The organism is Pseudomonas sp. TZ252, assembly GCF_056110345.1.
In genome coordinates, this window is record NZ_CM148566.1 from 3,360,211 (window position 1) to 3,386,559 (window position 26,349).

Annotated in this window: 24 protein-coding genes; 7 read left to right on the forward strand and 17 right to left on the reverse strand. The window is 67.4% G+C overall.

Annotation, left to right across the window (positions count from 1 at the left end; genetic code table 11):
* Positions 1 to 4: 4 nt before the first annotated feature.
* Entirely contained in the window at positions 5 to 1,261 is a 1,257-nt protein-coding gene (locus ACYAF3_RS15540) for an OprD family porin (protein WP_003105682.1), read from the reverse strand.
* Between the two features lie 364 nt (positions 1,262 to 1,625).
* Between ACYAF3_RS15540 and ACYAF3_RS15545 the strand changes: the two genes are divergently transcribed.
* Both ACYAF3_RS15545 and hpaR read left to right on the forward strand, forming a co-directional pair.
* Positions 1,626 to 2,834: a Bcr/CflA family multidrug efflux MFS transporter gene (locus tag ACYAF3_RS15545; protein ID WP_114012160.1), complete on the forward strand. Its 1,209-nt coding sequence runs from the start codon at positions 1,626 to 1,628 to the stop codon at positions 2,832 to 2,834.
* Positions 2,835 to 2,919: 85 nt separating this feature from the next.
* A complete protein-coding gene (hpaR, locus tag ACYAF3_RS15550) occupies positions 2,920 to 3,342 on the forward strand; it encodes a homoprotocatechuate degradation operon regulator HpaR (protein ID WP_003093470.1) in 423 nt (140 codons plus the stop codon).
* 15 nt (positions 3,343 to 3,357) lie between these two features.
* Here the strand turns inward: hpaR and ACYAF3_RS15555 are convergent, their stop codons facing one another.
* The 4 genes from ACYAF3_RS15555 to ccoG all read right to left on the reverse strand — a co-directional run bounded on the left by ACYAF3_RS15555 (position 3,358) and on the right by ccoG (position 8,609).
* Positions 3,358 to 3,600 carry a hypothetical protein gene (locus tag ACYAF3_RS15555; protein WP_003093468.1) on the reverse strand — a complete coding sequence of 81 codons (243 nt, stop codon included), beginning with the start codon at positions 3,598 to 3,600 and terminating at the stop codon, positions 3,358 to 3,360.
* A gap of 83 nt (positions 3,601 to 3,683) precedes the next feature.
* Entirely contained in the window at positions 3,684 to 5,111 is a 1,428-nt protein-coding gene (ccoN, locus tag ACYAF3_RS15560; protein ID WP_003093467.1) for a cytochrome-c oxidase, cbb3-type subunit I, read from the reverse strand.
* Positions 5,112 to 5,374: 263 nt separating this feature from the next.
* A complete protein-coding gene (mapR, locus tag ACYAF3_RS15565; RefSeq protein ID WP_003101248.1) occupies positions 5,375 to 6,790 on the reverse strand; it encodes a GntR family transcriptional regulator MpaR in 1,416 nt (471 codons plus the stop codon).
* Between the two features lie 97 nt (positions 6,791 to 6,887).
* Positions 6,888 to 8,609 carry a cytochrome c oxidase accessory protein CcoG gene (gene ccoG, locus ACYAF3_RS15570; protein ID WP_128669610.1) on the reverse strand — a complete coding sequence of 574 codons (1,722 nt, stop codon included), beginning with the start codon at positions 8,607 to 8,609 and terminating at the stop codon, positions 6,888 to 6,890.
* 105 nt (positions 8,610 to 8,714) lie between these two features.
* On the opposite strand from ccoG, the gene ACYAF3_RS15575 reads away from it, so the two are divergent.
* Positions 8,715 to 10,388: a nitrite/sulfite reductase gene (locus ACYAF3_RS15575; RefSeq protein WP_003101256.1), complete on the forward strand. Its 1,674-nt coding sequence runs from the start codon at positions 8,715 to 8,717 to the stop codon at positions 10,386 to 10,388.
* The gene (locus ACYAF3_RS15580; protein ID WP_003101258.1) at positions 10,385 to 10,873 is read left to right on the forward strand and encodes a DUF934 domain-containing protein; all 489 of its coding nucleotides are present in this window, start codon (positions 10,385 to 10,387) and stop codon (positions 10,871 to 10,873) included. The genes ACYAF3_RS15575 and ACYAF3_RS15580 overlap by 4 nt, the downstream gene beginning before the upstream one ends.
* Positions 10,874 to 10,954: 81 nt before the next feature.
* On the opposite strand, the gene hpaI is transcribed toward ACYAF3_RS15580, so the two are convergent.
* From hpaI to ACYAF3_RS15620, 8 genes are all read right to left on the reverse strand, one after another.
* Positions 10,955 to 11,761, reverse strand: coding sequence for a 4-hydroxy-2-oxoheptanedioate aldolase (gene hpaI, locus ACYAF3_RS15585; protein WP_003101259.1), 807 nt, complete (start codon positions 11,759 to 11,761; stop codon positions 10,955 to 10,957).
* A 12-nt stretch (positions 11,762 to 11,773) separates the two neighbouring features.
* The gene (gene hpaH / locus ACYAF3_RS15590; protein WP_003101261.1) at positions 11,774 to 12,577 is read right to left on the reverse strand and encodes a 2-oxo-hept-4-ene-1,7-dioate hydratase; all 804 of its coding nucleotides are present in this window, start codon (positions 12,575 to 12,577) and stop codon (positions 11,774 to 11,776) included.
* A 17-nt stretch (positions 12,578 to 12,594) separates the two neighbouring features.
* The gene (locus ACYAF3_RS15595) at positions 12,595 to 13,899 is read right to left on the reverse strand and encodes an MFS transporter (RefSeq protein WP_003101263.1); all 1,305 of its coding nucleotides are present in this window, start codon (positions 13,897 to 13,899) and stop codon (positions 12,595 to 12,597) included.
* 92 nt (positions 13,900 to 13,991) lie between these two features.
* A complete protein-coding gene (locus ACYAF3_RS15600) occupies positions 13,992 to 14,384 on the reverse strand; it encodes a 5-carboxymethyl-2-hydroxymuconate Delta-isomerase (RefSeq protein ID WP_003101265.1) in 393 nt (130 codons plus the stop codon).
* A 10-nt stretch (positions 14,385 to 14,394) separates the two neighbouring features.
* Entirely contained in the window at positions 14,395 to 15,318 is a 924-nt protein-coding gene (hpaD, locus tag ACYAF3_RS15605) for a 3,4-dihydroxyphenylacetate 2,3-dioxygenase (RefSeq protein ID WP_003093449.1), read from the reverse strand.
* A gap of 131 nt (positions 15,319 to 15,449) precedes the next feature.
* Positions 15,450 to 16,910 (reverse strand): 5-carboxymethyl-2-hydroxymuconate semialdehyde dehydrogenase, encoded by a 1,461-nt coding sequence (gene hpaE / locus ACYAF3_RS15610; protein WP_003110130.1) that lies wholly within the window; start codon positions 16,908 to 16,910, stop codon positions 15,450 to 15,452.
* Positions 16,907 to 17,686 carry a fumarylacetoacetate hydrolase family protein gene (locus ACYAF3_RS15615; protein ID WP_003101268.1) on the reverse strand — a complete coding sequence of 260 codons (780 nt, stop codon included), beginning with the start codon at positions 17,684 to 17,686 and terminating at the stop codon, positions 16,907 to 16,909. The genes hpaE and ACYAF3_RS15615 overlap by 4 nt, the downstream gene beginning before the upstream one ends.
* A 10-nt stretch (positions 17,687 to 17,696) precedes the next feature.
* Positions 17,697 to 18,356 (reverse strand): fumarylacetoacetate hydrolase family protein, encoded by a 660-nt coding sequence (locus ACYAF3_RS15620; protein WP_003110133.1) that lies wholly within the window; start codon positions 18,354 to 18,356, stop codon positions 17,697 to 17,699.
* Positions 18,357 to 18,575: 219 nt separating this feature from the next.
* Here ACYAF3_RS15620 and hpaA point away from each other — a divergent pair, with 219 nt between their 5' ends.
* Positions 18,576 to 19,487 (forward strand): 4-hydroxyphenylacetate catabolism regulatory protein HpaA, encoded by a 912-nt coding sequence (hpaA, locus tag ACYAF3_RS15625; RefSeq protein ID WP_003113010.1) that lies wholly within the window; start codon positions 18,576 to 18,578, stop codon positions 19,485 to 19,487.
* 51 nt (positions 19,488 to 19,538) lie between these two features.
* Positions 19,539 to 20,345 (forward strand): APH(3')-II family aminoglycoside O-phosphotransferase, encoded by an 807-nt coding sequence (locus ACYAF3_RS15630; protein ID WP_003101274.1) that lies wholly within the window; start codon positions 19,539 to 19,541, stop codon positions 20,343 to 20,345.
* A gap of 123 nt (positions 20,346 to 20,468) precedes the next feature.
* Here ACYAF3_RS15630 and ACYAF3_RS15635 read toward each other — a convergent pair whose 3' ends face one another.
* The 4 genes from ACYAF3_RS15635 to ppnN all read right to left on the reverse strand — a co-directional run bounded on the left by ACYAF3_RS15635 (position 20,469) and on the right by ppnN (position 25,420).
* Positions 20,469 to 21,038 carry a COG3904 family protein gene (locus ACYAF3_RS15635; protein WP_003101275.1) on the reverse strand — a complete coding sequence of 190 codons (570 nt, stop codon included), beginning with the start codon at positions 21,036 to 21,038 and terminating at the stop codon, positions 20,469 to 20,471.
* A gap of 77 nt (positions 21,039 to 21,115) precedes the next feature.
* A complete protein-coding gene (gene bphP / locus ACYAF3_RS15640) occupies positions 21,116 to 23,302 on the reverse strand; it encodes a bacteriophytochrome BphP (RefSeq protein ID WP_057387199.1) in 2,187 nt (728 codons plus the stop codon).
* A 27-nt stretch (positions 23,303 to 23,329) separates the two neighbouring features.
* Positions 23,330 to 23,917: a biliverdin-producing heme oxygenase gene (locus ACYAF3_RS15645; protein WP_003132314.1), complete on the reverse strand. Its 588-nt coding sequence runs from the start codon at positions 23,915 to 23,917 to the stop codon at positions 23,330 to 23,332.
* 117 nt (positions 23,918 to 24,034) lie between these two features.
* Positions 24,035 to 25,420: a nucleotide 5'-monophosphate nucleosidase PpnN gene (gene ppnN / locus ACYAF3_RS15650; RefSeq protein WP_003093432.1), complete on the reverse strand. Its 1,386-nt coding sequence runs from the start codon at positions 25,418 to 25,420 to the stop codon at positions 24,035 to 24,037.
* A gap of 419 nt (positions 25,421 to 25,839) precedes the next feature.
* Here ppnN and ACYAF3_RS15655 point away from each other — a divergent pair, with 419 nt between their 5' ends.
* A complete protein-coding gene (locus ACYAF3_RS15655) occupies positions 25,840 to 26,349 on the forward strand; it encodes a GNAT family N-acetyltransferase (protein WP_003101282.1) in 510 nt (169 codons plus the stop codon).

Genomic DNA, 26,349 nt, shown 5'->3' on the forward strand with positions numbered 1-26,349 from the left:
CGCTTCACCAGAGCTTTAGCGTGTAATTGACGATGAAGCGGTTCTCGTCCAGGTCCGCACCGTAGCGGCTGCGGTAGGTGATGTTGCGCCATTTCAAGGCGACGCTCTTCAGCGGTCCGCTCTGGATCACGTAGGACAGGTCGGTGTTGCGCTCCCATTCGCTGTCGTCGGCGCGGCCGGCGCCGCGGTCGATGTCGCGGCCCTGTACATAGCGGGTCATGAGGTTCAGGCCGGGCAGGCCGAGGCCGGCGAAGTCGTAGTCGTAGCGCAGTTGCCAGGATTTCTCCTGCGGTCGGGTGAAGGTCTGGTAGGCCATGAGGTTGGCCACGTAGGGCGTGGTGTAGCCGTTGAGCACCGGAAAGGCGTCGTTGCCGATCATCTTCTGGACACCGATGCCGAAGGCGTGGGCGCCGGCGCGCAGGGTGAGCATGGCGTTGAGGTTGCGATTGTCCACCGGCCCGGAGATCGCCGCGCCGTCTTCGCCGCTGTCGAAGTAGCGCAGGTCGCTGCGCAGCGACAGCCCTTCGCCCAGCGGCAGGGTGTGCAGCAGGCCGAGATAGTGCTGCCGGTAGATGTCCTTGAGCTGGCCGTAGTAATAGCTGGCGCTGAGCCGAGGGGTGAAGGCGTAGGTCGCGCCGGCGAGATTGAACTCGTCGCTGGCGTGGGCCTTGTCGCGGCCCATGATGTACATGTCGTCGCTGCCGGCCGACTCGCGAGTGCGCGACTTCCACAATTGCCCCGCGGTGAGGGTGAGACCCTCGATCTCGCTGGAGGTCAGCAGCGCGCCGTCGAAGGTCTGCGGCAACAGGCGCACGTCGTCGCGGAACGCCACCGGCAGTTGCGGCATGAGGATGCCGACCTGTAGCTGGGTCTGCGAATAGCGCAGCTTGGCGGTCAGGCCGAGGTGACTGTAGTCGTCCACCGGCTCCTTCGAATTCGCTCCGAACGGCAGCGTGCCATCGTTGCTACGCCCGCGTCCCGAGTCGAGCTTGACGCCGAGCAGCCCGGTAGCGTCCAGGCCGAAGCCGAGCGGGCCGCCGGTGAAACCGGATTGCAGGCGCAGGACGAAGCCCTGCGACCAGTTGCCGGCCTGCGATTGGGGCGCATCGTGCTGGCGGTAGTCGCGCAACTGGTAGAAGTTGCGGAGGTCGAGGTGGGCGCTGCTGTCCGCGAGGAATTCCGCTTGCGCGGCGAGGGGCAGGAGGCCGAGGCCAAGCGCATAGCTGCGCCAGGCGCACGGGCGGGGGCATGCCGTGATCATCGATTCTTCCCTTGGTTGTTGTTCTTGTAGGTATGGGTGACGCCGATTGCACGGTGAGTTTTAGCATATTGTTAACTTGTTAATGAAGTGTTGGCGATGCTCCCGGAAGCTTCGCTAGCCTCTGCCCCTTTCCATGCTCATCGAGCATTGACGGTAAGGCGCTGGAGAGCGAAGCCAGCCTGGAATCTTTCGCCTTCTGCGCATTTGGTTAATCTGTTAACGTTGTCGGCCCGCGAAAGGAGCCAGGCCCGCGCGCTGCCAGGGTGAACGAGGTCGCGGCGCGAGGATTTCCCGGACGGCGAACTTGCATCCGCGTGCACGGCGGTGTCGTCTGGACCGAAAGGCGAAGAAGAGGAGGGCGAGCGTGCCTGCGAGTGCATCGAAGATTCAGGTCGGAAGCGGCGAACGACGCCTGTTGCTGCTGTTGTCGGCGCTGGTGGCGTTCGGCCCGCTGTCGATCGACATGTACCTGCCGAGCCTGCCGGCGATCGCCGCCGATCTCGGCGCCAGCGATGCCCAGGTGCAGCGGAGCATCAGCGGCTTCCTGGTCGGCTTCTGCGTCGGCATGCTGTTCTACGGCCCCTTGTCCGACCGTTTCGGCCGGCGCCCGGTGCTGCTGGCCGGTATCGCCTTGTACCTGTTCAGCAGTCTGGCCTGCGCGCTGGCCGACAGCGCGGGGCAACTGGTCCTGCTGAGGGTGCTCCAGGCCCTCGGCGGCGGCGCCGCGTCGGTGCTGGCGCGGGCCATGGTGCGCGACCTCTATCCGTTGGGCGAGGCCGCCCGGATGCTGGCATTGATGCACATGGTGACCATGCTGGCACCGCTGGCCGCGCCGCTGCTCGGCGGCTACCTGATGCTCTGGGCCGGCTGGCGCGCGTTGTTCGTGGTCCTGGCGCTGTTCGCCGGGCTCTGCCTGCTGGCGGTCTGGCGGGTCGCCGAAAGCCACCCGCCGGAGCGCCGCGGCGGCAGCCTGGCCCAGGCCTTTCTCGCCTATGGGCGGCTGCTCGGCGACCGTCGCGCGCTGGGCTACGTGCTGTGCATGGGGCTGGCGTTCGCCGGGATGTTCGCCTACATCAGCGCCGCGCCCTTCGTGTTCATCGAGCATTTCGGCGTGCGCGCGGAGCGCTTCGGCTGGTTCTTCGGCCTGAACATCCTCGGCGTGATGCTCGCCACCTGGTGCAGCGCGCGCCTGGTGCGCCGCCACGGTCCGCGGCCGCTGCTGCGGGCCGGCAGCCTGCTGGCCTGCGTGTCCGGGCTGTTCCTCCTCGGCTATGCGGCGCTCGGCGAGCGGGGCGGGTTGTGGGCGCTGGTGCCCGGGCTGCTGTGCTTCGTCAGCGTCACCGGCCTGCTCGGCGCCAACTGCATCGCCAGCCTGCTGGCGTTGTATCCCGGACAGGCCGGGGCGGCTTCGGCGGTGGCGGTGTCCGGGCAGTTCGGCCTCGGCTGCCTGGCCAGCCTGGCGGTCGGCTGGCTGGCGCTGCCCGGCGTGCTGCCGATGGCGCTGGTGATGGTCGTCTGCGGCGTCGGCAGCCTGCTCGCGCTGGGCTTGGCCCTGCACGGCGGAAACCGTTGATTTCCTTCTGCATACCCGCATGCAGCCTGTGTTTTTTCCGCTACTCTTCTGCACTTTCGAAACCAGTCATCCAAGCTCGGACCCTATGTCAACGCCAAGACCCTCCCTGACCCTGACCCTGTTGCAGGCTCGCGAAGCCGCGATGAGTTTCTTCCGCCCCTCCCTCAACCAGCACGGCCTCACCGAGCAGCAGTGGCGGGTGATCCGCATCCTGCGCCAGCAGGGCGAGATGGAGAGCTACCAGTTGGCCAACCAGGCCTGCATCCTGCGCCCGAGCATGACCGGCGTGCTGGCGCGCCTGGAGCGCGACGGCATCGTCCGGCGCTGGAAGGCGCCCAAGGACCAGCGGCGGGTCTACGTGAACCTGACGGAAAAGGGCCAGCAGTGCTTCGTCTCCATGAGCGGCGACATGGAGAAGAACTACCAGCGCATCCAGGAGCGGTTCGGCGAGGAAAAGCTCGCGCAGTTGCTGGAACTGCTCAACGAGCTGAAGAAGATAAAGCCCTGAAGCGACTGGCCGGCGTCATGCCGGCCAATTCTTGTCCCAGTGCCGGCAGTCGCCCTGGCAGCGACCTGGACAGCCGCAGCCGGTGCGGCTCCTGCCGGTTTCCCGCTCGACCCGGCGGGCCACCTCCTCGTCGTCGGCGAACGGCAGCATGCTCGCCTGGTCCAGGGTCTTGGCGTGGCGCAGGCTCCAATGCACGCCGAAGAACAGCACGGCGACCGCCAGCAGCTCCAGCAGGATCTCGCTCCAGCTGAATTCCATGATGATTCTCCTCGTCGGCTGTCGAGCCTTGCCCGCAGCGTGGCGGGCGAGGCTCGGGAAGGGAAGGGACGCGCTGTCGCGGCTCAGGCCATGCGGGCCGCCGCGAGGATTCCTTCCGGGCGCGCCTGGCGTACCGTGCGCCAGGTGTTGTAGCTCATCAGCAGCATGCCGGTGAGGAAGAACCCGCCACCGACCAGGCGCACGATGAAGCCCGGATGGCTGGCCACCAGCGACTCGACGAAGGAGTAGGTCAGCGTGCCGTCCTCGTTGACCGCGCGCCACATCAGGCCTTGGGTAATGCCGTTGACCCACAGCGAGGCGATGTACAGCACGGTGCCGATGGTGGCCAGCCAGAAGTGCGCATTGATCAGGCCGACGCTGTGCATCTTCTCGACCCCGTAGACCTTGGGAATCAGGTGGTAGAGCGAGCCGATGGTGATCATCGCGACCCAGCCGAGGGCGCCGGCGTGGACGTGGCCGATGGTCCAGTCGGTGTAGTGGGAGAGGGCGTTGACGGTCTTGATCGCCATCATCGGGCCTTCGAAGGTGGACATGCCGTAGAACGCCAGGGACACCACCAGGAAGCGCAGGATCGGGTCGTCGCGCAGCTTATGCCAGGCCCCGGAGAGGGTCATCATGCCGTTGATCATGCCGCCCCAGCTCGGCGCCAGGAGGATCAGCGACATCACCATGCCCAGCGACTGCGCCCAGTCCGGCAGCGCGGTGTAGTGCAGGTGGTGCGGGCCGGCCCAGATGTACAGGGTGATCAGCGCCCAGAAGTGGACGATGGACAGCCGGTAGGAGTAGACCGGGCGCCCGGCTTGCTTGGGCACGAAGTAGTACATCATGCCGAGGAAGCCGGTGGTCAGGAAGAAGCCTACGGCGTTGTGCCCGTACCACCACTGGACCATGGCATCGGTGGCGCCGGAGTACATCGAGTAGGACTTGAACCAGCTCACCGGCAGCGACATGTGGTTGACGATGTGCAGCATCGCGGTGGTCAGGATGAACGAGCCGAAGAACCAGTTGCCGACATAGATGTGCTTGACCTTGCGCTTGATCAGGGTGCCGAAGAACACCACCGCGTAGGCGACCCAGACGATCGCCAGCCAGATCGCGCCGGTGAACTCGATCTCGGCGTATTCCTTGGTGGTGGTGTTGCCCAGCGGCAGGCTGACCAGCAGGATCACCGCCACCGCCTGCCAGCCCCAGAAGGTGAAGGCGGCCAGGGTGTCGGAGAACAGTCGCACCTGGCAGGTACGCTGCACCGTGTAGTAGCTGGTGGCGAACAGCGCGCAGCCGCCGAAGGCGAAGATCACCAGGTTGGTATGCAGCGGCCGCAGGCGGCCGAAGCTGGTCCAGGGCAGGTCGAAGTTCATCTGGGGCCAGACCAGTTGCGAGGCGATCAGTACGCCCAACCCCATGCCGATCACGCCCCATACCACGGTCATGATGGCGAACTGGCGAACCACCTTGTAGTTGTAGGCAGGTTCCGTCGTTGCTTTGTTCATCTGTACAGTCCCGAAAGAAATGAACAGCCGGCGACCGCCGTCGAGGGGGGAGACGGGGCGCCGGCCGGAGCCTGCAATCTAAGGGCTGGGGCGGGGGTAAAACAGCTTCAGGTCGATATGGAATTTGGGTATCAGATGGGGCGGGGGAAGGCGTTCGTGCTGGGCGGCGGCGCATACCGGGATGGGGGACGCGAGCCGATCATGGCGGATGACCGCGCGCGGTTATCCGCCCTACGCCGGGGTGGCTTTCCGTCTGCGGGGCGTCATCCCGCCAGCGACTGGGCGATCCGCCCGAGTGTCTCCATCGCCTTCTCCTGCCGCGCGCTCCACGGGTGCCCGTAGTTGAGCCGGGCGCAATGGGCGAAGCGGCGGGTGGCGGAGAAGATCGGCCCCGGGGCGAGGCTGATGCCCTGGGCCAGGGCCAGTTGGAACAGGCGCAGCGAGTCGACCGCCTCGGGCAACTCCAGCCAGAGGAAGTAGCCGCCGCTGGGACGGCTGACCCGGGTCTGCTCGGGGAAGTAACGCGCCACCGCCGCGAGCATGGCGTTCTGCTGGGTCTCCAGGGCGTAGCGCAGCTTGCGCAGGTGGCGGTCGTAGCCGCCGTGCTGGAGATAGTCGGCGATGGCCGCCTGGGCCGGGATCGACGCCGACAGGCTGGTCATCAGCTTCAGTCGCTCGATCTGCTCGGCGTAGCGTCCGCCGGCCACCCAGCCGACCCGGTAGCCCGGCGCCAGGCTCTTGGAGAAGGAACTGCAGTGCATCACCAGGCCTTCCTGGTCGTAGGCCTTGACCGGTTTCGGCGCCTGCTGGCCGAAGTACAGTTCGGCGTACACGTCGTCCTCGATCATCGGCACCTGGTGGCGCGCCAGCAGCTCGGCGAGGGCGCGTTTCTTCTCGTCGTCCATGCTCGCGCCCATCGGGTTCTGGAAGTTGCTCATGAACCAGCAGGCCTTGATCGGCAGGCGCTCCAGGCTGTCGGCGAGCACTTCCAGGTCGATGCCTTCACGCGGATGCACGGGGATTTCCACCGCCTTCAGCTTCAACCGTTCCAGCACCTGCAGGGTGGCGTAGAACGCCGGCGCCTCGATGGCCACCAGGTCGCCGGGACGGGTGACCACCTGCAGGCAGAGGTTGAGTGCCTCCAGCGCGCCGTTGCTGATGACCAGTTCTTCCACCGGCAGCAGCAGGCCGCCGACCATGTAGCGCAGGGCGATCTGCCGGCGCAGGCCATGGTTGCCCGGCGTCATGTCGGCGACCACCGACTGCGGGTCCATGTCGCGCACCGCGTGGGCCATCGAGCGCGCCAGGCGCGGCAGGGGAAACAGTTGCGGGCTGGGGAACGCCGAGCCGAAGGGCACGGTGTCCGGGTCCTTGATCGAACTGAGTACGGAGAACACCAGCTCGCTGACGTCGACCTCGGTGGCGTCGGCCTGGCGCGGGCTGATCTCCGGTTCCGGCAGCGGCCGCTGCACGTGCTGGCAGACGAAGTAGCCGGAGCGTGCGCGGGCCATGATCAGCCCACGGCTTTCCAGCAGGTAGTAGGCCTGGAACACGGTGGAAGCGCTGACCCCGTAGGTACGACTGGCGTGCCGTACCGAGGGCACCTTCTGCCCGGGGGCGAGGACGCCGGTGCGGATCAGCTCGGCAATCTCGTCGGCGAATTTCTCGTAGCGCTTCATCTTGTCCTGGCCGCTGTCCTGGCTGGCCGTGGGCACGGCCGCTGGCGCCCACTCTATGCGCGCCGGGACCGTGTTGTCATGCCTCATCGCGGCCTCCTCAGCGCGCCGGCGAAACGAAGGTGCTGGTGCTGCCGACCGCCAGGCTCGGGTCGTCGATGCCGCGCAGGCTGAACGCCAGCGGTTGCGAGCCGGCCCTGGCGCGTTCGGCGGTAGAGGCCACCGACACCGGGAAGTCGAGGATCTCGCCGGGCTTCAGGCTCAGGGTGTGCTCACCCTGCAGGCGGAACTCCGGCGCGTCGTCGAGTTGCAGGCGATAGCGCTGCGGCTGCTGGGTCTTGTTGATGACCTTGAGGGTGTAGATGTTCTCGATCTGCCCGGCGGCGTTCTCGCGGAACAGCCCACGGTCGCGGGTCACGTCCAGCGAGGCCAGCGGGCGGGCATCCAGGGCGACGACGAAGGCGCCGATCATCGCCAGCATCACCGCCGCGTAGCCGACCAGGCGTGGACGCAGGAAGCGGGTCTGGCCACCTTCCAGGGCGCGTTCCGAGGTGTAGCGCACCAGGCCGCGTTCATAGCCCATCTTGTCCATGATCGAGTCGCAGGCGTCGACGCAGGCGGCGCAGCCGATGCAGGCGATCTGCAGGCCGTCGCGGATGTCGATGCCGGTGGGGCAGACCTGCACGCACTGCTGGCAGTCGATGCAGTCGCCGAGCCCTTGGGCGCGCGGATCGCTGCCTTTCTTGCGGGCGCCGCGGGACTCGCCGCGGGCGGCGTCGTAGGACACGATCAGGGTGTCCTTGTCGAACATCACGCTCTGGAAGCGCGAGTAGGGGCACATGTGGATGCACACCTGCTCGCGCAGCCAGCCGGCGTTGATATAGGTGGCGGCGGTGAAGAACAGCACCCAGAACAGGCTTTCCAGGTCCAGCTGGAAGCTGAACAGGTCGGCCACCAGCGGCCGCACCGGAGTGAAGTAGCCGATGAAGGTGATCGCCGTGACCAGGCTCACACCCAGCCACAGCGCGTGCTTGGCCGTTTTGCGCAAGAGCTTGGCGGCGCTCGCCGGACCCTGGTCGAGCTTGATCCGCGCATTGCGGTCGCCCTCGGTGACCTTCTCGCACCACATGAACACCCAGGTCCACACGCTCTGCGGGCAGGTATAGCCGCACCAGACGCGGCCGGCGAACACGGTGATGAAGAACAGGCCGAAGGCGGCGATGATCAGCAGCGCCGAGAGCAGGATGAAGTCCTGCGGCCAGAAGGTCGCGCCGAAAATGTAGAACTTGCGTTCGGGTAGGTCCCAGAGCACCGCCTGGCGGCCGTTCCAGTTCAGCCACAGGGTGCCGAAGAACAGCAGGAACAGCAGGCCGCCGCCGAGGCGGCGGAAGTTGCGGAACAGACCGGTGAAGCTGCGGGTGTAGATCGGGCCGTTCACCGCCGACGGCAGCTTGCCGGGCGCGGGCGGCTGTTTCGACGGAGCGGCCGGTGCGGCGGGCTCGACCTGGATCGCGGGAATTCTTTCGCTCATTTTTCGTAGGCCCATCAGGCTGGAGAGGCGGTTGCGACTATAGGAACCGGCTGATGGGCGAAACAGCGGCAGATCGAGCGGGAAAAACCGTATCAGATGCCTCCGGAAAGCAGCGGCCCAGCATTGCCGCGGGATGCCGAGCGACCTCGGGCAGTACAGATATGCGCCCCGTGGCAACCGGTCGCAGGCGGCACGAATTCGCCGCCGTCGGCCATCTGATGTGTTTTTTTCGGCGGAATCTGCCGCTGTTTCGCTGTCTGTACGCGGGCGATAGTGGGTGCCAGTGAACACCGGCCCATCCTGTCGCCAGAAACAGGGGCGCAGCCGGTCCCCGGTTTCTTCGCCACGCACCCTGCCCGTCATCGGTGGAGAAACCCTGTCGATGAGGGCTTTGCGATGTACCAGTACGACGAATACGACCAGGCGCTGGTGAGCGAGCGGGTGGCGCAGTTCCGCGACCAGATCGCCCGCCGCCTCGACGGCGAACTGAGCGAGGAGGAGTTCCTCCCGCTGCGCCTGCAGAACGGCCTGTACCTGCAGAAGCACGCCTACATGCTGCGCGTGGCGATTCCCTACGGCACCCTCTCGTCGCCGCAACTGCGCGCCTTGGCGCACGTCGCCCGGCACTACGACCGCGGCTACGGGCACTTCACCACGCGGCAGAACATCCAGTTCAACTGGATCGAACTGGAGCAGGTCGGCGATATCCTCGAACACCTCGCCGGCGCGCAGATGCATGCGATCCAGACCTCCGGCAACTGCGTGCGCAACATCACCACCGAAGCCTTCGCCGGGGTCGCCGCGGACGAATGGACCGACCCCCGGCCGCTGGCCGAGATCCTGCGCCAGTGGTCGACGGTGAACCCGGAGTTCCTGTTCCTCCCGCGCAAGTTCAAGATCGCCCTCAGTTCGGCGGTGGAAGACCGCGCCGCGGTGCAGATGCACGACATCGGCCTGTACCTTTACCGCCACCCCGACGCCGGCGAGTTGCGCCTGCGGGTCCTGGTCGGCGGCGGCCTGGGACGCACGCCGATGCTCGGCCAGGTGATCCGCGACGACCTGCCCTGGCAGCACCTGTTGTCCTACGTCGAGGCGATCCTGCGGGTCTACAACCGCTACGGCCGGCGCGACAACAAGTACAAGGCGCGGATCAAGATCCTGGTCAAGGCGCTGGGCATCGAGGCTTTCGCCCGCGAGGTGGAGGAAGAGTGGCAGCACCTGCGCGACGGCCCGGCGCAACTGACTGCCGAGGAGTGCCAGCGGGTCGCCGAGCGCTTCGTATTGCCGCGCTACCTGCCGCCGGCCGGCGGCGAGCTGGCCTACGGCAGCGCCCGTGCGGCCGATCCGGCCTTCGCCCGCTGGGCCTCGCGCAACGTCCAGGCGCACAAGGTGCCGGGCTACGCCTCGGTGGTGCTGTCGACCAAGCCCGGCGCCAGCGCGCCGCCGGGCGACGTCACCGCGGAGCAGATGGAACGCGTCGCCGACTGGGCCGAGCGCTACGGTTTCGGCGAGATCCGTGTGGCCCACGAACAGAACCTGGTGCTCCCCGACGTGCGCCTGGAGAACCTCCACGCGCTGTGGCGCGAGGCCTGCGCAGCCGGCCTCGGCACGCCTAACCAAGGCCTGCTCAGCGACATCATCGCCTGTCCCGGCGGCGACTACTGCGCGCTGGCCAACGCCAAGTCGATCCCCATCGCCCAGGGTATCCAGCAGCGCTTCGAGGACCTCGACCACCTGCACGACATCGGCGAGCTTAGCCTGAACATCTCCGGCTGCATGAACGCCTGCGGCCACCACCACATCGGCAACATCGGCATCCTCGGCGTCGACAAGAACGGCAGCGAGTGGTACCAGGTCACCCTCGGCGGCGCCCAGGGCAAGGACAGCGCGCTGGGCAAGGTGATCGGGCCATCGTTCAGCGCTGCCGAGGTGCCGGCGGTGATCGAACGGATCGTCGAAACCTTCACCGACCTGCGGGTCGGCCCGGAACGTTTCATCGACACCTTCAACCGGGTCGGCCTGGAGCCGTTCAAGGCCCGGGTCTACGCCAGGATGGAGGAACCGGCATGAACAACCTGATCCGTTTGCGCGATGGCGTCGCCGAGGTCTGCCGCGACGATCCCTGGCAACTCCTGCGCGAGTTGCCCGACGCGCTGCCGCCGGGGCCGTTGCTGCTGCCTCTGGCGGCCTGGCTGGAGCGCCGCGGCGAGGCCGGAGCCGCCGCGCCCTGGCTGGCGCCGGACGATGAGGTGGAGGCCTTGCTGCCGCACTTCGCCGAGCTGCCGCTGGTCGCCGTCGATTTCCCCAGCTTCCGCGACGGTCGTGGCTACAGCCTGGCCTACCTGCTGCGCGTGCGCCTGGGGTGGAGCGGCGAGTTGCGCGCAGTGGGCGACGTGTTGCGCGACCAGCTCAGCCATATGCGCCAGTGCGGCTTCGATGCCTTCGCGGTGCGCGAGGACAAGAACGTCGAGGATGCGCTCAAGGGGCTGGCGGGCTTGAGCGTGCTCTACGGCCGCTCGGCGATCGAGCCGCGACCGTTGTTCCGCCGACGCTAGGCATACGCCCCCGGACCGACGCCGATACCTGCCGCAACGCCGACCTGGCCCCTCTCCCGCAGCGGGAGCGGGGCGCACCCCTCAGCCGTAGACCGAGGAACTGGCGGACGGCGCCGGCGCGCCGCCCTTGAAGCGCCCCGCCAGCTCGCGCAGCGAACGCATCAGCAGGCTGGTGTCCACGCCCACCGCGACGAACGCGCAGCCCAGCTCCAGGTAGCGCCGCGCCAGTGTCTCGTCGGCGGAGAGGATGCCGGCGGCCTTGCCGGCCGTGCGGATGCGGTGGATGGCGTCCTCTATGGCCGCCTGCACCTCGGAATGGCCTGGATTGCCGCGATGGCCCATGGCTGCGCTGAGGTCGGCCGGACCGATGAACACGCCGTCGACGCCCTCGACGGCGGCGATCGCGTCGAGGTTGGCCAGGCCCTCCAGGTTTTCCACCTGGACCAGCAGGCACATCTGCTCGTCGGCGTGGTCCAGGTACTCCGCCACGCTGTTCCAGCGCGAGGCCCGGGCCAGCGCACTGCCGACCCCGCGTACGCCCGCCGGCGGATAGCGCACGGCGCGCACCAGCCCTTCGGCCTGGGCGGCGCTGTCGACCATCGGTACCAGCAGGGTCTGCGCGCCGATGTCGAGCAATTGCTTGATCAGCGCAGTGTCGCCCTGCACCGGGCGGATCACCGGCTGGCCGGGGTAGGGCGCCAGCGCCTGCAACTGGCCGAGCAGGCTGCGCAGGTCGTTGGGCGCGTGCTCGCCGTCCAGCAGCAGCCAGTCGAAGCCGGCGTTGGCGGCCAGCTCCGCGCAGTAGGGATCGGCCAGGCCGAGCCACAGGCCGATCTGCGCCTCGCCGCTGCGCAGGCGTTGCTTGAAGCGATTGACGGGCAGGTCCATGGAAATGCCTCCTCAGACGAAACGGCAGGAGATGCTGCCGAGCAGGTCGTAGTCGACGTGGAAGGTGTCCCCCGGCGCGGCCGCCACCGGGCGGGTGAAGGAGCCGCCGAGGATCACCTGGCCGGCCTCCAGGCAGACGCCGTAGGGCGCCAGCTTGTTGGCCAGCCAGGCGACGCCCTTGGCCGGGTGGTTGAGCACCGCGGCGGAGACGCCAGACTCCTCGATCACGCCATTGCGGTAGAGGATCGCCGGTACCCGCCGCAGGTCGATATCGCCTGGCCGTACGGCCCGGCCGCCCATCACCACGCCGGCGTTGGCGGCGTTGTCGGAGATGGTGTCGAAGACCTTGCGCGTGACTTTCGTTTGCGGGTCGACCTGCTGGATGCGCGCATCGATGATCTCCAGCGCCGGGATCACCCACTCGGTGGCCTCGAGCACGTCGAACAGGGTGCAGCCCGGTCCCTTCAGCGGCTTGCCGAGGATGAACGCCAGCTCCACCTCGACCCGCGGCACGATGAAGCGCTGGAAGGGGATGTCGCTGCCCTCCTCGAAGAACATGTCGTCGAGCAAGGCGCCGTAGTCCGGCTCGCTGATATTCGACGAGACCTGCATGGCGCGCGAGGTCAGGCCGATCTTGTGGCCCTTGAGCACGCGCCCGTCGGCGATCTTGCGCTCGACCCAGGCGCGCTGGATGGCGTAGGCGTCCTCGATGGCGATGTCCGGGTAGTCGAGGGAGAACTGCCTTACCTGCTGGCGCGAGCGTTCGGCGGCGTCGAGGCGGTTGGCGGCTTCCTGGATCAGACGGGGATCGAGCATGGTCGGGGTCTCTCGGTTCAGCGTGGGTTGACCACGGCGGCGGGGGTCCGCAGGACCAGGCCGGCGCCGAGGGCGATGAGGATGGCCAGCAGGTACAGGGCCAGGCTGGCGCTCTGGGTGGTGTCGCGCATCCAGCCGATCAGGTAGGGCGCGAGGAAGGCGGCGATGCTGCCGAAGGAACTGATCAGGGCGATTCCGGCGGCCAGGGTGGCGCTGGAAAGGAAGGCCGGCGGCAGTTGCCAGAACATCGGCAGGGCGGCGCTGGCGCCCATCCCGGCGATCACCAGGCCGCCCATCACCAGCCAGGCGCTGGTCGGTGCCAGGGCCGCCAGGCTGAGCCCGGCGGCGGCCATCAGCAACGGAATGCCCAGGTGCCAGCGGCGCTCGCGCAGGCGGTCGGAGGAACGGCCGATGAAGATCATGAAGGCGCAGCCGGCGAGATAGGGCACCGCGCTGAGCATGCCGATGCGGCTGTCCTGGGCGATGCCGGCGCCATGGATCAGGCTCGGCATCCAGAACGCGATGGTGTTCACCGCCAGCATCACCGCGAAATAGATCGCCACCAGCAGCCACACCTGCGGATTGCTGAAGATGCCGGAGAAGGAGGTGATGGTCTTGCGCTGCTCCTCGCCGGCCAGTTCCTCGCGCAGCAGGTGCTTCTGTTCGTCGCTGAGCCACGTCACCCGTTCGAAGCTTTCCGGCAGCGAGCACCAGACCACCACGCCGAGCAACACAACCGGCAGGCCTTCGATCAGGAACATCCACTGCCAGCCGCGCAGTCCGAGGGCGTCATGGAAGCCTTCTAGGATCCAGCCCGAAAGCGGTCCGCCGATCACCCCGGCCATGGGCACGGCGATGGCGAACAGGGCGGTGATCTGCCCGCGTCGGCGCGCCGGGAACCAACGGTTCAGGTAGACCAGGATACCGGGGAAGAAGCCGGCCTCGGCGACCCCCAGGAGAAAGCGCAGCAGGTAGAAGCCGCGCGCGGTCTCCACCAGCAGCATGGCGGTGGAGAGACAGCCCCAGACCAGCATCAGGCAGGCGATCCAGCGGCGCGGGCCGATCCGTTCCAGCATCAGGTTGCTGGGCAGGCCGAACAGCGCATAGGCGATGAAGAATAGCCCGGCGCCGAGACCGTAGACGGTGTCGCTGAAGTGCAGGTCGGCGCTCATCTGCAATTTGGCGAAACCGATGTTGATGCGGTCCAGATGGGCGAAGACGTAGCACACCAGCAGCAGCGGCATCAGCCGCCAGGTGACGCGGTCGTGGGTGCTGTCGCTGAGAGGCAGGGTGGTGCTGTTCAGGGTGCTGGCTGTGCTCATGATCTTGTACTTTTTGTGAGCGCCCGGACGTCCCGGCGACCTGTCGGTGGCCGGGAGGCGAGCTGGGTGAGTGCAGCGTTATGGCGGGCTGGTCAGTCCGCCGGGTTGTTCAGGAATTCATGCACGTTGTTGCGCTTGTAGTTCAGCTCCGCGTCCAGTTCGGTGAGTTCGAAGGACAGCGCCAGCAGGCGTCGCGCCTGGAGCTCGGCGAAGTGCGCGGTGATCACCTCGAAAAGTGCCTCGGCGACTTGCCGGCGAGTCTCCAGGTCGCGACCGGCGCCGACTTTCAGGGTCATGTGGACGAAGGCGTAGTCGTGCCTGCCGTCGGCCATGCGCCAGGTGTCCAGGCGCACGCCGCGGCTGCGGATGCCGCCGAGCGGGAACACGCCGCTGGCGCCGAGGCAGGCATGGACCTTCTCGAACAGGCCGGGCAGGTCGGCTTCGGCTTCGATGTTGTCGGTGTATTCGGCGATGAAGTGCGGCATGGTGGCGTCCTCAGAGGCGGCTGGCGCAACTGGCGCCGGCCGGGTTGCCGGCCTGGGCGGCGGGAATCGCCGAGCCGTCCTGGGCGGTGACCGGGAATACCGCGTTGATCTGCCCGGTGCCGGAGGAGCCGAAGTAGGGCGTCACCACCTCCGCCTTGCCGTCGTAGGCCGACCAGCCGAGGGCGCCGAGGAGCATCGCGGTGTCGTGCATGAAGCCTTCGCCATGGCCCTTGGAGGCGTACTCCGGGAGCATCCCGCAGAATTCCGCCCAGCGGCCTTCCTGCCACATCTGCACGACTTCATGGTCGAGGACCTCAAGGAACGGGCTCCAGATGCGGTCGGAGAAGTCCGGCGCCTGGCCGTTCTGGGCGAAGCGGTGGGACAGCGAGCCGCTGGCGAGGAACGCCACCGTGCCGTCGTAGTGCTCTTCCACCGCCTTGCGCATGGCCCAGCCCAGGCGCGCGCTGTCGTTCAGGTAATGCACGGTGCACAGGGCGGAGACCGAGACCACCTTGAAGTGGCGGTCCTGGTTCATGTAGCGCATCGGTACCAGGGTGCCGTACTCCGGGCCGAGGGTAGTGGCGTCGTGGGCCAGGGTCTCCACGCCGAGCGCGTTGCAACCCTCGGCGAGGATGCGGCCCAGCTCCGGGTTGCCGGGGAAGCCGTACTCCATGTTGGCGATGAAGTGCGGCAGCTCGTTGCTGGTGTAGAGCCCCTCGAAGTGCGGCGCGCAGTTGATGTGGTAGCCGGCGTTGACCAGCCAGTGGGTGTCGAACACCACGATGGTGTCGACCCCCAGTTCGCGGCAGCGCCGGCCGATCTCGCGGTGCCCGTCGATCGCCGGCTGGCGGCAGCCGTGGCGCGGGCCGGGCAGCTCGGACAGGTACAGCGAGGGTACGTGGGTGATCTTGGCAGCCAGAGCGACTTTGCCCATGACGATTCTCCTGGTGGCCCGTTGGGCCTGGCAGCGGGCGCGGCCGTTGGCGGCTGGCCCGGATTCTTCTGATTGTGTCTGCACGCCGGCGCTGCTGGCGGCCTCGGGCGGCCGCTCTGCACGAGCGCGCCCTACACGCCCCAGCGGGGGATGTGATGGCTGCCCATGGATATACACACGTTCTTGATCTCGGCGAATACCTCGAAGCTGTATTCCCCGCCTTCGCGTCCGGTGCCCGAGGCCTTCACCCCGCCGAACGGCTGGCGCAGGTCGCGCACGTTCTGGCTGTTGATGAAGACCATCCCGGCCTCGATGCCGCGTGCCAGGCGATGGGCCTTGCCGATGTCCTGGGTCCAGATGTAGGAGGCCAGGCCGTATTCCACGTCGTTGGCCAGGCGCAGCGCCTCGGCTTCGTCCTTGAACGGGATCAGGCAGACCACCGGGCCGAAGATCTCCTCCTGGGCGATGCGCATGCGGTTGTCCACGTCGGCGAACACCGTGGGCTGGATGAACTGCCCCTTGCTCAGGTGCGCCGGCAGGCCGGCCGGACGCTCCAGGCCGCCGGCCACCAGGGTGGCGCCTTCCTCGAGGCCGATGCGGATGTAGCCGGTGACCTTGTCGTAGTGGGCCTGGGTGATCATCGAGCCGACCTGGGTCTTCGGGTCCTGCGGATCGCCGACGATCAGGCGCCTGGCGCGTGCGGCGAACTCGGCGACGAACTGCGGGTAGACGCTTTCCTGGACGAAGATGCGACTGCCGGCGGTGCAGCGCTCGCCGTTCAGCGAGAAGATGGTGAACAGAGCGGCGTCCAGCGCCCGCTCGAGGTCGGCGTCTTCGAAGACCAGCACCGGCGACTTGCCGCCCAGTTCCATCGAGTATTTCTTGATCCCGGCCGCCTCCATGATCCGTCGCCCGGTGGCGGTGCCGCCGGTGAAGGACACCGCGCGCACGTCGCGGTGGCGAACCAGCGCGTCGCCGGCGCTGGCGCCGTAGCCCTGGACCACGTTGAACACCCCCGGCGGAATGCCCGCCTCGTGCACCAGGCGGCCCAGCTCGTTGGCGGTCAGCGGCGACAGCTCGGACATCTTCAGCACCGCCGTGTTGCCCAGCGCCAGGCACGGCGCGGTCTTCCAGGTGGCGGTCATGAACGGTACGTTCCACGGCGAGACCAGGCCGCAGACGCCCACCGGCTGGTACAGGGTGTAGTTGAGCATCTGGTCGTCGACCGGATAGCTGTGCCCGTTCATCCGCGTGCAGACTTCGGCGAAGAACTCGAAGTTGTGCGAGGCGCGCGGGATCAGTACGTTCTTCGTCTGGTGGATCGGCAGGCCGGTGTCGAGGGTCTCAAGTTCCGCCAGGTGCGGCACGTTCCGGTCGATCAGCTCGCCGAGCCGGCGCATCAGGCGCGCGCGCTCCTTGGCCGGGGTATTGGCCCATTTCGGGAAGGCTTCCCGGGCCGCCGCCACCGCCGCGTCGATTTCCGCCGCGCCGCCGCTGGCAACCTCGCCGATCAGCTCGCCGGTGGCCGGGTTGTAGTTCTCGAAGACGTCCTTGCTTTCGACCTCGCGGCCATTGATCCAGTGTTTGATCATTCTGCGTGCTCCTGTGCGCGGGCGCGGAAGAATTCGGCCTCGCTGACGATTCGGTTGACCAGGCGACCGACGCCTTCCACCTCCACCACCACTTCGTCGCCGGGGACCACGTCGGACAGGCCTTCCGGTGTGCCGGTGGCGATCATGTCGCCCGGCTGCAGGGTCATGAAGCTGGAGAAGTATTCGATCAGGTAGGGAATGTCGAAGATCATGTCCGCGGTGCTGCCTTCCTGGCGCAGCTCGCCGTTGACCCAGGTGCGCAGGACCAGCCGGTTCGGCTCGGGAACCTCGGCCGCGTCGACGATCCACGGCCCCACCGGGGTGGTGGCGTCGCGGTTCTTCACCCGCAGGTTGGGCCGGTAGTAGTTCTCCAGGTAGTCGCGGATCGCGTAGTCGTTGCACACCGTGTAGCCGGCCAGGTAGCCGAGGGCGTCCTCGCGGCGGACGTTGCGCGCCGGCTTGCCGATCACCGCCACCAGTTCGCACTCGTAGTGCATGTAGTCGACGTTGTCCGGACGCCAGCTGACCTGGCGGTGGCCGGTGTAGGTGCCCGGCGACTTGATGAACGCCAGCGGTTCGCTGGGCGCCTTGAACGACAGTTCGGCGGCATGGTCGGCGTAGTTCAGGCCGAGGGCGAACATGCTCCCGGTGGCCGGCGGCAGCCACTCCACCCGGTCCTCGGCGAGCAGGGTGCCGTCGGCCAGGCGGACGGCGTTGGCGTCTTCCACGGTGACCTGGTGAACCCGGCCCTGGTAGCGGATGCGTGCGTGTTTCATGGTCGGTTCCTCATTCCGCGACGATGCTGTTGGCGAGGCGGCCGAGGCCGTCGATCTCGACCTCGACGCGGTCGCCGGGATGCACGTCGACGCGCCCTTCGGGGGTGCCGGTGATCAGCACGTCGCCGGCGTGCAGGGTCATGAACTCGCTGATCTCGGCGATCAGCCGCGGGATGTCGCGCACCAGGTTGGCGGTGTTGTTGCGCTGGCGCAGTTCGCCGTTGACGTACAGCTTCAGCTCCAGCGCATGGGGATCGGCGATCTCCTGCGTCGGCACCAGTTGCGGACCGAACGGGCAGAAGCCGTCGCGGCACTTGGCTTTCACCGCCGGGCGGTAGTAGCTGTCTTCCGGCAGGCTGAACTCGTTGACGATCACGTAGCCGGCGACATGCGCCATGGCCTCTTCCTCCTTCACCCGGCTGGCGTCGCGAGCGATCACCACGCCCAGCGCCGGGCCCGGTTGCAGGCGCTCGACGCCGCGCGGGAAGAGCACCGGGGCGTCGTGCTCGTTGCGGGTATTCGGTGTCTTGATGAACAACACCGGCTTCACTGGCGGCTTCTGGTAGGGCGGCTGCTGGAACTCCGGCAGGCGGCTGTCGAGCAGGCCCTTGTAGTTCAGCGCGACGCCGAACAGGGTGCCGGCGGCGACGTCATTCAGTGCGCGGCTCATTGTGGTGGTGTCTCCTGGCGCGATAAGCGAACGGCGAGGGGGCCGTCCTGGCGAAAACTCGTTAATGTGTTAACGTTATATTTAACATGTTAATGATCGTCAACCCCGGTTGCTGCGCCATTCGTCCCGGGGAGGTGGCAAGAGGCGCCGTCTGCGGTATACGGATGCCCGCGACGGCTTGCGTGCGCAGCCGGGAAGAACAACAAAGAGAAGATCGCCATGCCAGAGCGCCAGCCGATCCCCAACATCAACATCGGGCAGGTCTACGACCAGCGCTATGCCGACGCCGAGGTGCACTACGATGCGCTGGGCAACCTGGCCGGATTCTTCGGTCGCAACATGCCGGCGCACCGGCACGACCGCTTCTTCCAGGTGCACTACGTGAAGAACGGCGCGGTGCGGGTCTATCTCGACGAGCGCCAGTACCTGGAGTCGGGGCCGATGTTCTTCCTCACCCCGCCGACCGTGCCGCACGCCTTCGTCACCGAGGCGGACGCCGATGGCCATGTGCTGACCGTGCGCCAGCAACTGGTGTGGAGCCTCACCGAAGCAGAGCCGGGCCTGGCGCCCGGCCCGCAGGTGGCGCCGGCCTGCGTGGCGCTGGGCAACCTGGAGGGCGGCGCGGCCGAGGAGGCGGCGCGCCTGGCGCTGCTCTTCGAGCAGTTGCGCAGCGAGTCGATGGCCAGCCGCTCCGGCCGCCAGCAGGCGCTGCTGGCGCTGACCCGGCTGGTCATGATCAGCCTGCTGCGTCTCTCGGCCAATTCGGTGGCTGCGCGGCCGATGCGCCACGAAGACCTGCAGATCTTCCAGCGCTTCAACGCGCTGATCGAGGAGCGCTATGCCGAGCACTGGCCGCTGTCGCTCTACGCCAGCCGGATCGGCGTCACCGAGGCGCGCCTCAACGACGTCTGCCGGCGCATCGCCGACCTGCCGTCGAAGCGCCTGGTGTACGAACGGCTTATGCAGGAGTCCAAGCGCCTGCTGCTGTTCACCGGCGGCTCGGTGAACGAGATCTGCTACCAGCTCGGCTTCAAGGACCCGGCCTACTTCAGTCGTTTCTTCGTGCGTTACGCGGGGCTCACCCCCAGCGCTTACCGCCAGCGACAGGCCGACGGGGAGTCCCGTCGCTGAGCGGGTGGGCGGGTATACTCGCGCTCCCACTCGAACAGGAAGCGTTTCTCCATGCATGATGCAGCCACCTCCATGCCGCCGCAGGCTCCCTCCACCTGGGCCGACTACCTTGCCGGCTACCGCTGGCGAGGGCAGGGCGAAGGATGTTCCGCGGCCACTGTCCACCGCCTGGAGGTTGCGCGGCGGCCGACCCTGTTCGTCAAGCAGGAAGTGCTGTCCGCACATGCCGAGCTGCCCGCCGAAATCGCCCGCCTGCGCTGGCTGCACGGTGCCGGCATCGATTGCCCGCAGGTGCTGAACGAAACCCAGAGCGACGGCCGGCAATGGCTGCTGATGAGCGCCGTGCCGGGGGACACGCTGTCCGCGCTGGCGCAGCGCGGCGAGCTGGAGCCCGAGCGCCTGGTGCGCCTGGTGGCCGCCGCCCTGCGCCGGCTGCACGATCTCGATCCGGCCGCCTGTCCCTTCGATCATCGCCTGGAACGGCGCCTGGACACCGTGCGCCAGCGGGTCGAGGCCGGGCTGGTGGACGAGGCGGACTTCGACGACGACCATCGCGGTCGCAGCGCCACGGAGCTGTACCGCCTGCTGCTCGACCGGCGTCCGGCGGTCGAAGACCTGGTGGTCGCCCATGGCGACGCCTGCCTGCCAAATCTGCTGGCGGAGGGGCGGCGCTTCAGCGGCTTCATCGATTGCGGGCGGCTCGGCGTCGCCGACCGGCACCAGGACCTGGCCCTGGCCGCGCGGGACATCGAGGCCGAACTCGGCGCGGCCTGGGCCGAGGCCTTCCTCGTCGAATACGGCGGCGATATCGACGGCGAACGGCTGGCGTACTTCAGGCTATTGGACGAGTTCTTCTAGAGTAGGGCCGGTTCGGATCCGGACTGGATTCGGCCTGCCGTTGCACGAAAACGAGGTACAACGGCATCGGCCACTATCGCCAACGCCACCGCGCGCCCTCGCTCGTTCCGCGGAGTCGCCGGTTCAGTTCAGCCGGTACTGCGCCAGTTCCTTCGCCGAAAGCACGCGCATCCGTTTGGGATCGGTGCTTTGCATGGCCTGTACCAAGGTGCTGGGGATATCCATTTCGCGGAAGTAGGCGGCGGAGTCGTAGCGCATGCCGTTGGCCGAGCGCGAGTGCAGCGAGTCGCCGTGGGCGTAGTAGGGACGGTGCAGGCCGACGTAGCCGCGTACGGTCTTGCGCTTGCCGGCCGCCAGCAGGTAGACGCAGGTGCCCTGGCAGACGCTGCTCGACGGCACCAGCGCGTCGAAGCCGGATTCGCGCAGCAGGCGGCCCATGCGGATCGCCTCCGGCACGCTGCCGCCGATGCTGTTCAGCAGGAGCAGCTTGCGCGAGTAGGTTCCCGGATTGTTGCGCAAACCCTTGAGCAGCGTCTCGTAGTCGCCCGGCGCGATCTCCTCCGAGACGCGGACCGTCAGCACCCGCCCCATGCTCTTGTGTTGCAGCGAATGCACTTCGACCCTGGCCAGTGCGGGAGCCGCGCAGAACACGGCGAGGCAGGCGAGGACGGTCCGGAGGCGGAGGCGGGGCATGGAACGGGGCGATCCTGTCAGACGGCGATGGCTGCCGAAGATACCTGCAAGCGTTGCATTGTGCACGGTCCTCGTCGTCAGGACGAGGAGCCGGTCTCCGCCTGGCGCACCGGCAGGCGCAGGCAGAAGGTGATGACGTCGTCGCGGCAGTCCACGTCGATACGCCCCTGGTGGGCCTGGGCGATGGCCTGGGAGATGTACAGGCCGATACCGAGGCCGTTGCGGTTGCGCTGGTTGTCCGCCGACTCGCGCTTGAACGGTTCGAACAGGTTGGCCAGTTGCGCTTCGGAGAGGCCGCTGGTTTCGTTGAGCACGCTCAGGCACACCTCGTCGCCCTGGCGGGTCAGGGTTACCAGCACCGGCCGGCCGGGCAGGCCGTGATGACGGGCGTTGCTCAGCAGGTTGGCGGCGACCTGGGCGTAGCGGTCCGGGTCGACCACGGCACGAACCTGCGGGTCGATGGCGATCTCGATCACCAGGCCGGGATAGGCGACGTCGGTTTCGCAGACGATCTGCTGCACCAGTTGCGAGACGTCGGTGTCGACCGGGTTCACGGTGAGGCCGATGCCCGATTGCAGGCGGCTCATGTCGAGGATCTGGCTGACCAGCCGTTCCATGCGGCTGCTGGACGCGGAAATGTGTTGGCGCAGTTCGGTGGTGCGGGTGTCGCTGGAGGACAGCAGGGCCGCCGCCATGGAGATCGACTGCAACGGGTTGCGCAGGTCGTGGCCGAGCACCGCGATCAGGCGCTGGCGCATGCGGTCGACCTCGGCCGCATGGTTGAGGCACAGTTCCATCAGGTCCAGGCGCAGCTTTTCGGCGATCGCCAGGTCGGTTTCGCTCCAGGGCGTGGAGTGGCCGCGGACCACTTCCTCCCAGGCCTCGAACGAGCCGCGCGGGGTCAGCCGCGGGCCGGAGGGGCCAATGGTCAACAGCTTTTCCGGCTTGCCGCCCCAGCGGATGCGGTGCACTTCCTCGTGGCGGAACCAGAAGATCCAGCCCGATTCCTGGCGGTGGAAACGGATCGCCAGCACACCGCAGCAGTCGCCGCCGTCCGGAGAGTCCTCGCTGGGCTGCGGCCAGTTGTCGGTGTGGTAGATGTCCCGTTCCGGATCGCGCTGCAGGCGTTGCAGGACATTCCCGGCCTGGCGCTCGAAGTCGCCGCGGATGCTCAGGGTGCGGCCGCCGAGCATGACTAGGGCGCCGTCGCAGGGAATCAGTGCGGCGATGCCATCGTCCGGGTGGGCCAGTGCGCCGAACAGGTCGTCGGCGTCCCGCGCGCGGCGAGCCAGGGCCAGCCTGCGCTCGGTGGACACGCGCAGCAGTTCGGCGATACGCCCCTGCTCCAGGCGCTCGACGATGGCGCTGCAGACCTGGGAGAAGATCTGGAACGACATGCGCACCGGGTAGGGAATCAGTTTGGGCGACATGTGATGGCAGGAGAACAGTCCCCAGAGCTTGCCGCCGACCACGATGGAGATGCTCATCGAGGCGCGCACGCCCATGTTGGTCAGGTATTCGCAGTGGATCGGCGAAACGCTGCGCAGCACGCTGTAGCTGAGATCGAACGATTCGTTGGTCTCCGGGTTCAGCGCGGGAAACACGCGCATCGGCGTATAGGCCACGTCGGCGATCAGCCTGATCGGGTTCTGGATGTACAGGCGACGCGCCTGGGCCGGGATGTCCGAGGCCGGGTAGCGTTGCCCCAGGTAGCTTTCGAGGTCTTCGCGACGGCTCTCGGCGACCACCTCGCCGGAGTCGTCATGACGGAAACGGTAGGCCATCACCCGGTCGTAGCCGGTCATCCGGCGCAGCTCGTCGGTGACGTTGCTGAGCAGGCTGGCGGTGTCGTTGTGCAACTGGACCTGGGCGATGATGCGCTGGGCGTTGAGGGTGAAGGAGGTGATCGACAGCGTGTCCGCGGTGCGGATCTCGAACTCCAGGTAGAACACTTCCTTGTAGCTGTGGCCGATCACGTCGAACAGGTGTTCGCCGATCCGCGTCTCGACGCTGTTCGACCATGGGCCGTTGCCGGTCAGTCCCTCTTCGAGCATGCGCAGGACCTCCGGCCCCACCTGCTCCTGCGTCAGGTAGGAACCCGGCGAGGCGACGAAACCCAGTAGCGCCTGGATGTTCTCGCTTGCCGCGAGGACCATGCCGTCCGCGCGCAGGGCGACCAGCGCCCCGTGCGGCTGGATCGCGCCAGGCACGTGGATGGGTTCGTCCTCGCAGTTCGCCAGGGTAACCGGGGTGATGCTCGTCATCTATCGTCCAGCCTGGTCTCCAGGCAGTCAGGCTTCGTCGAGAACCCATCGACGAAACGAAAGGAATGTAGCCTGTGCCGCATCCTGCGCAAGGCCGATGGCTTCGGGGCTGTCGATCTGCCGGGCGAGCTGTTCGAGAAACTCCTGCCAGCGCACCCCGGTTGCCTGGCCGTAGCCCCGCAACCACTGTAGCGGCAGACCGGGCAGGCGTGGAGCTAGTCGTTTGTAGAGATACGCGCCGCCCAGCGTCGCGCCTTCCATCACGTAGGCCACCCCGAAGACCTCCGCGGCCCGTGTCGCATTCGGCAGGTCGGCGCAGCGCGGTAGCGCCTCCACCTGCGCGCGGCTCATGCCGCCGGCCAGCAGGTCGCTTTCCAGCCAGGCGCTCTTGACCAGCCGCGCGTCGGCCCGCAGCGCCGCCGGCCAGCCGCTGCGGTTGTCGCGCAGCGCGCGCTCCAGGGGTTCGAGCCAGCCAAGGATGCGTCCGGCATGGTCGAGGTAGGCGCGGTCGTCGAGATCGTCGTCGCCCAACGGCGAACGGCGGTCCAGTTCTGCGTGCAGGTCACGGGTGGCGTCGCGGAGTGCGGCGAGGGCTGGCGATGGAGATGGGGACATGAGGTCAGGGCCAGCGATTCGAGGCATGAACGGAAAAGAGTAGCAGGAAGCCGTACGCCCGGCTCGGAATAAATGGGCATCCCCGCGCGCGGCGCAGGGATGCCGGAGCGGGCGCGCTCAGGCCGCCTCGGTCTGCACCACCCGGTAGCAGGGGACGTAGGCCGCGCCGCCGGGCAGCTTCATCCGGTGCTGCTTGACGAAGGCCTGCAGCAGGCGGTCCAGCGGCAGCATCACCGCCGGGTCGCCGTGGATCTCGTAGGGCCCGTATTGCTCGATCATGCGGATGCCGTTGTCCTTGACGTTGCCGGCGACGATTCCGGAAAACGCGCGGCGCAGGTTGGCCGCCAACTCGTGGGGCGGCAGGCTGCGGCTGAGCTGGAGGCTGGCCATGTTCTCGTGGGTCGGCTCGAACGGGCGCTGGAAGCTTTCATCGATCTTCAGCATCCAGTTGAAGTGGAAGGCGTCGTTGCGCTCGCGGCGGAACTGCTTCACTTCCTTCAGGCCCTGGGCCATCTGCTTGGCCACCTCGGCCGGGTCGTCGATGACGATCCGGTAGTGGCGCTGCGCCGCATGGCCGAGGGTCGCCCCGACGAATTCATGGAGCTGCTGCAGGTAGGCTTCGGCGCTGCGGGGACCGGTGAGGATGACCGGGAAGGGCAGGTCCTGGTTGTCCGGGTGCATGAGGATGCCCAGCAGGTAGAGGAACTCCTCCGCGGTCCCGGCGCCGCCGGGGAAGATGATGACCCCGTGGCCGACGCGGACGAAGGCTTCCAGGCGCTTCTCGATGTCCGGCAGGATCACCAGTTCGTTGACGATCGGGTTCGGCGCCTCGGCGGCGATGATCCCCGGCTCGGTCAGGCCCAGGTAGCGGCCGCCGACGATGCGCTGCTTGGCGTGGCTGATGGTGGCGCCCTTCATCGGCCCCTTCATCACCCCCGGTCCGCAGCCGGTGCAGACATCCAGGCTGCGCAGGCCGAGTTCGTGGCCGACCCTCTTGGTGTACTTGTATTCCTCGCTGCTGATCGAGTGGCCGCCCCAGCACACGACGATCTTCGGCTCGACGCCGGGGCGCAGCGTACGGGCGTTGCGCAGCAGCTGGAAGACGTAGTCGGTGAGGCCCTGGGAGCTGTCCAGGTCGACGTGCTGGCTGTCCAGCCCGCTCTGGGTGTAGACGATGTCGCGCAGGGCGCTGAACAGCATCTCGCGGGTGCTGGCGATCATCTCGCCATCGACGAAGGCGTCGGCCGGCGCGTTGATCAGCTCCAGGCGCACGCCTCGGTCCTGCTGGTGGATACGCACCTCGAAGTCCTTGTAGGCGTCGAGGATGGTCTTGGCGTTGTCGCTGTGGGCGCCGGTATTGAGGATCGCCAGGGCGCACTGGCGGAACAGTTGGTAGGTCTTGCCGTTGGCGGTTTCGCTCAGTTGTTGCACTTCGCGTTGGGAGAGGGTTTCCAGCGTGCCTTTCGGACTGACCGAGGCGTTGATCACAGGGCGATGAGACATGTGCGATTCCATGCAGGGGATGCGGCGGCGTAGAAGAGCCGCGGCATCCGGATAAGGGAGCGCCGGGCAGGTTGCGTGCCGGGGGAGAGGGCGATCAGCCGTCGGAGTGGGGCGACGAGGCAACCGTGCGCTGGGGCTTGGCTCCAGGGTCTTGGTTAAATGTAATAGCGAGAACCTGACTGATCTGACAAGGAAAATCTCGAATTTATCTGTCGCCGGCCTGGCACCGGGGAAATCCTGCCACTAGCCGTGGACGAAAAGATCCGGCATCGGCTGGGATAATCGACTCTTCTCCTGATATCGTTGCGTTTCCGCCGGATGCTCGGCCAGTCGAAGGGAGGAACGAAGCATGTCGTATGAACAGTCCAGCAGCGTACCTAGCGACTTTCTTTCCTCCTTTTTCCAAGAGCCTGTCATCCATGATCGAACTCAGAACCATCACCCGCGACGATTGGGAAACCTGCATTGACCTGAAGGTCGCCCGCCACCAGGCGCACTTCGTCGCTTCCAACCTCTATTCGCTGGCCCAGAGCCGCTTCCTGCCGGGGTTCCGCGCGGTCGGCATCCACCACGGCGGGCGCATGGTCGGCTTCGCCCTCTACGGCCCCGACGCCGACGACGGCCACTACTGGCTCTACCGCCTGATGATCGACCGCCGCTACCAGGGCAAGGGGCATGGCCGCGCCGCCCTGCAACGGATCATCGCCAGCGTGCGCCGGACGAGGCGGCGCAGCGATCGCCTGATGGTCGCCTACGCCGTCGACAACGATGTGGCCCGCCAGCTTTATCGGGACGCCGGCTTCGTCGAACAGGGCCTCGCGCCCTGGGGCGAGACGATGGCCTGCCTGATGCTGCCGGAGCCGTCCCATCGCTCCGGGAAGGTCGCCGGAGCGCCGGGCGGGCGTGCAGCGCACGGCGTCCCGGCGTAG

What these genes read in the sequence shown, in the direction of transcription:
- ACYAF3_RS15540 (WP_003105682.1), bottom strand. Translation starts at nt 1,261, where the DNA reads ATGATCACGGCATGCCCCCGCCCGTGCGCCTGGCGCAGCTATGCGCTT.
- hpaR (WP_003093470.1), top strand. Translation starts at nt 2,920, where the DNA reads ATGTCAACGCCAAGACCCTCCCTGACCCTGACCCTGTTGCAGGCTCGC.
- ACYAF3_RS15555 (WP_003093468.1), bottom strand. Translation starts at nt 3,600, where the DNA reads ATGGAATTCAGCTGGAGCGAGATCCTGCTGGAGCTGCTGGCGGTCGCC.
- ccoN (WP_003093467.1), bottom strand. Translation starts at nt 5,111, where the DNA reads ATGAACAAAGCAACGACGGAACCTGCCTACAACTACAAGGTGGTTCGC.
- mapR (WP_003101248.1), bottom strand. Translation starts at nt 6,790, where the DNA reads ATGAAGCGCTACGAGAAATTCGCCGACGAGATTGCCGAGCTGATCCGC.
- ACYAF3_RS15575 (WP_003101256.1), top strand. Translation starts at nt 8,715, where the DNA reads ATGTACCAGTACGACGAATACGACCAGGCGCTGGTGAGCGAGCGGGTG.
- ACYAF3_RS15580 (WP_003101258.1), top strand. Translation starts at nt 10,385, where the DNA reads ATGAACAACCTGATCCGTTTGCGCGATGGCGTCGCCGAGGTCTGCCGC.
- hpaI (WP_003101259.1), bottom strand. Translation starts at nt 11,761, where the DNA reads ATGGACCTGCCCGTCAATCGCTTCAAGCAACGCCTGCGCAGCGGCGAG.
- hpaH (WP_003101261.1), bottom strand. Translation starts at nt 12,577, where the DNA reads ATGCTCGATCCCCGTCTGATCCAGGAAGCCGCCAACCGCCTCGACGCC.
- ACYAF3_RS15595 (WP_003101263.1), bottom strand. Translation starts at nt 13,899, where the DNA reads ATGAGCACAGCCAGCACCCTGAACAGCACCACCCTGCCTCTCAGCGAC.
- ACYAF3_RS15600 (WP_003101265.1), bottom strand. Translation starts at nt 14,384, where the DNA reads ATGCCGCACTTCATCGCCGAATACACCGACAACATCGAAGCCGAAGCC.
- hpaD (WP_003093449.1), bottom strand. Translation starts at nt 15,318, where the DNA reads ATGGGCAAAGTCGCTCTGGCTGCCAAGATCACCCACGTACCCTCGCTG.
- hpaE (WP_003110130.1), bottom strand. Translation starts at nt 16,910, where the DNA reads ATGATCAAACACTGGATCAATGGCCGCGAGGTCGAAAGCAAGGACGTC.
- ACYAF3_RS15615 (WP_003101268.1), bottom strand. Translation starts at nt 17,686, where the DNA reads ATGAAACACGCACGCATCCGCTACCAGGGCCGGGTTCACCAGGTCACC.
- ACYAF3_RS15620 (WP_003110133.1), bottom strand. Translation starts at nt 18,356, where the DNA reads ATGAGCCGCGCACTGAATGACGTCGCCGCCGGCACCCTGTTCGGCGTC.
- hpaA (WP_003113010.1), top strand. Translation starts at nt 18,576, where the DNA reads ATGCCAGAGCGCCAGCCGATCCCCAACATCAACATCGGGCAGGTCTAC.
- ACYAF3_RS15630 (WP_003101274.1), top strand. Translation starts at nt 19,539, where the DNA reads ATGCATGATGCAGCCACCTCCATGCCGCCGCAGGCTCCCTCCACCTGG.
- ACYAF3_RS15635 (WP_003101275.1), bottom strand. Translation starts at nt 21,038, where the DNA reads ATGCCCCGCCTCCGCCTCCGGACCGTCCTCGCCTGCCTCGCCGTGTTC.
- bphP (WP_057387199.1), bottom strand. Translation starts at nt 23,302, where the DNA reads ATGACGAGCATCACCCCGGTTACCCTGGCGAACTGCGAGGACGAACCC.
- ACYAF3_RS15645 (WP_003132314.1), bottom strand. Translation starts at nt 23,917, where the DNA reads ATGTCCCCATCTCCATCGCCAGCCCTCGCCGCACTCCGCGACGCCACC.
- ppnN (WP_003093432.1), bottom strand. Translation starts at nt 25,420, where the DNA reads ATGTCTCATCGCCCTGTGATCAACGCCTCGGTCAGTCCGAAAGGCACG.
- ACYAF3_RS15655 (WP_003101282.1), top strand. Translation starts at nt 25,840, where the DNA reads ATGATCGAACTCAGAACCATCACCCGCGACGATTGGGAAACCTGCATT.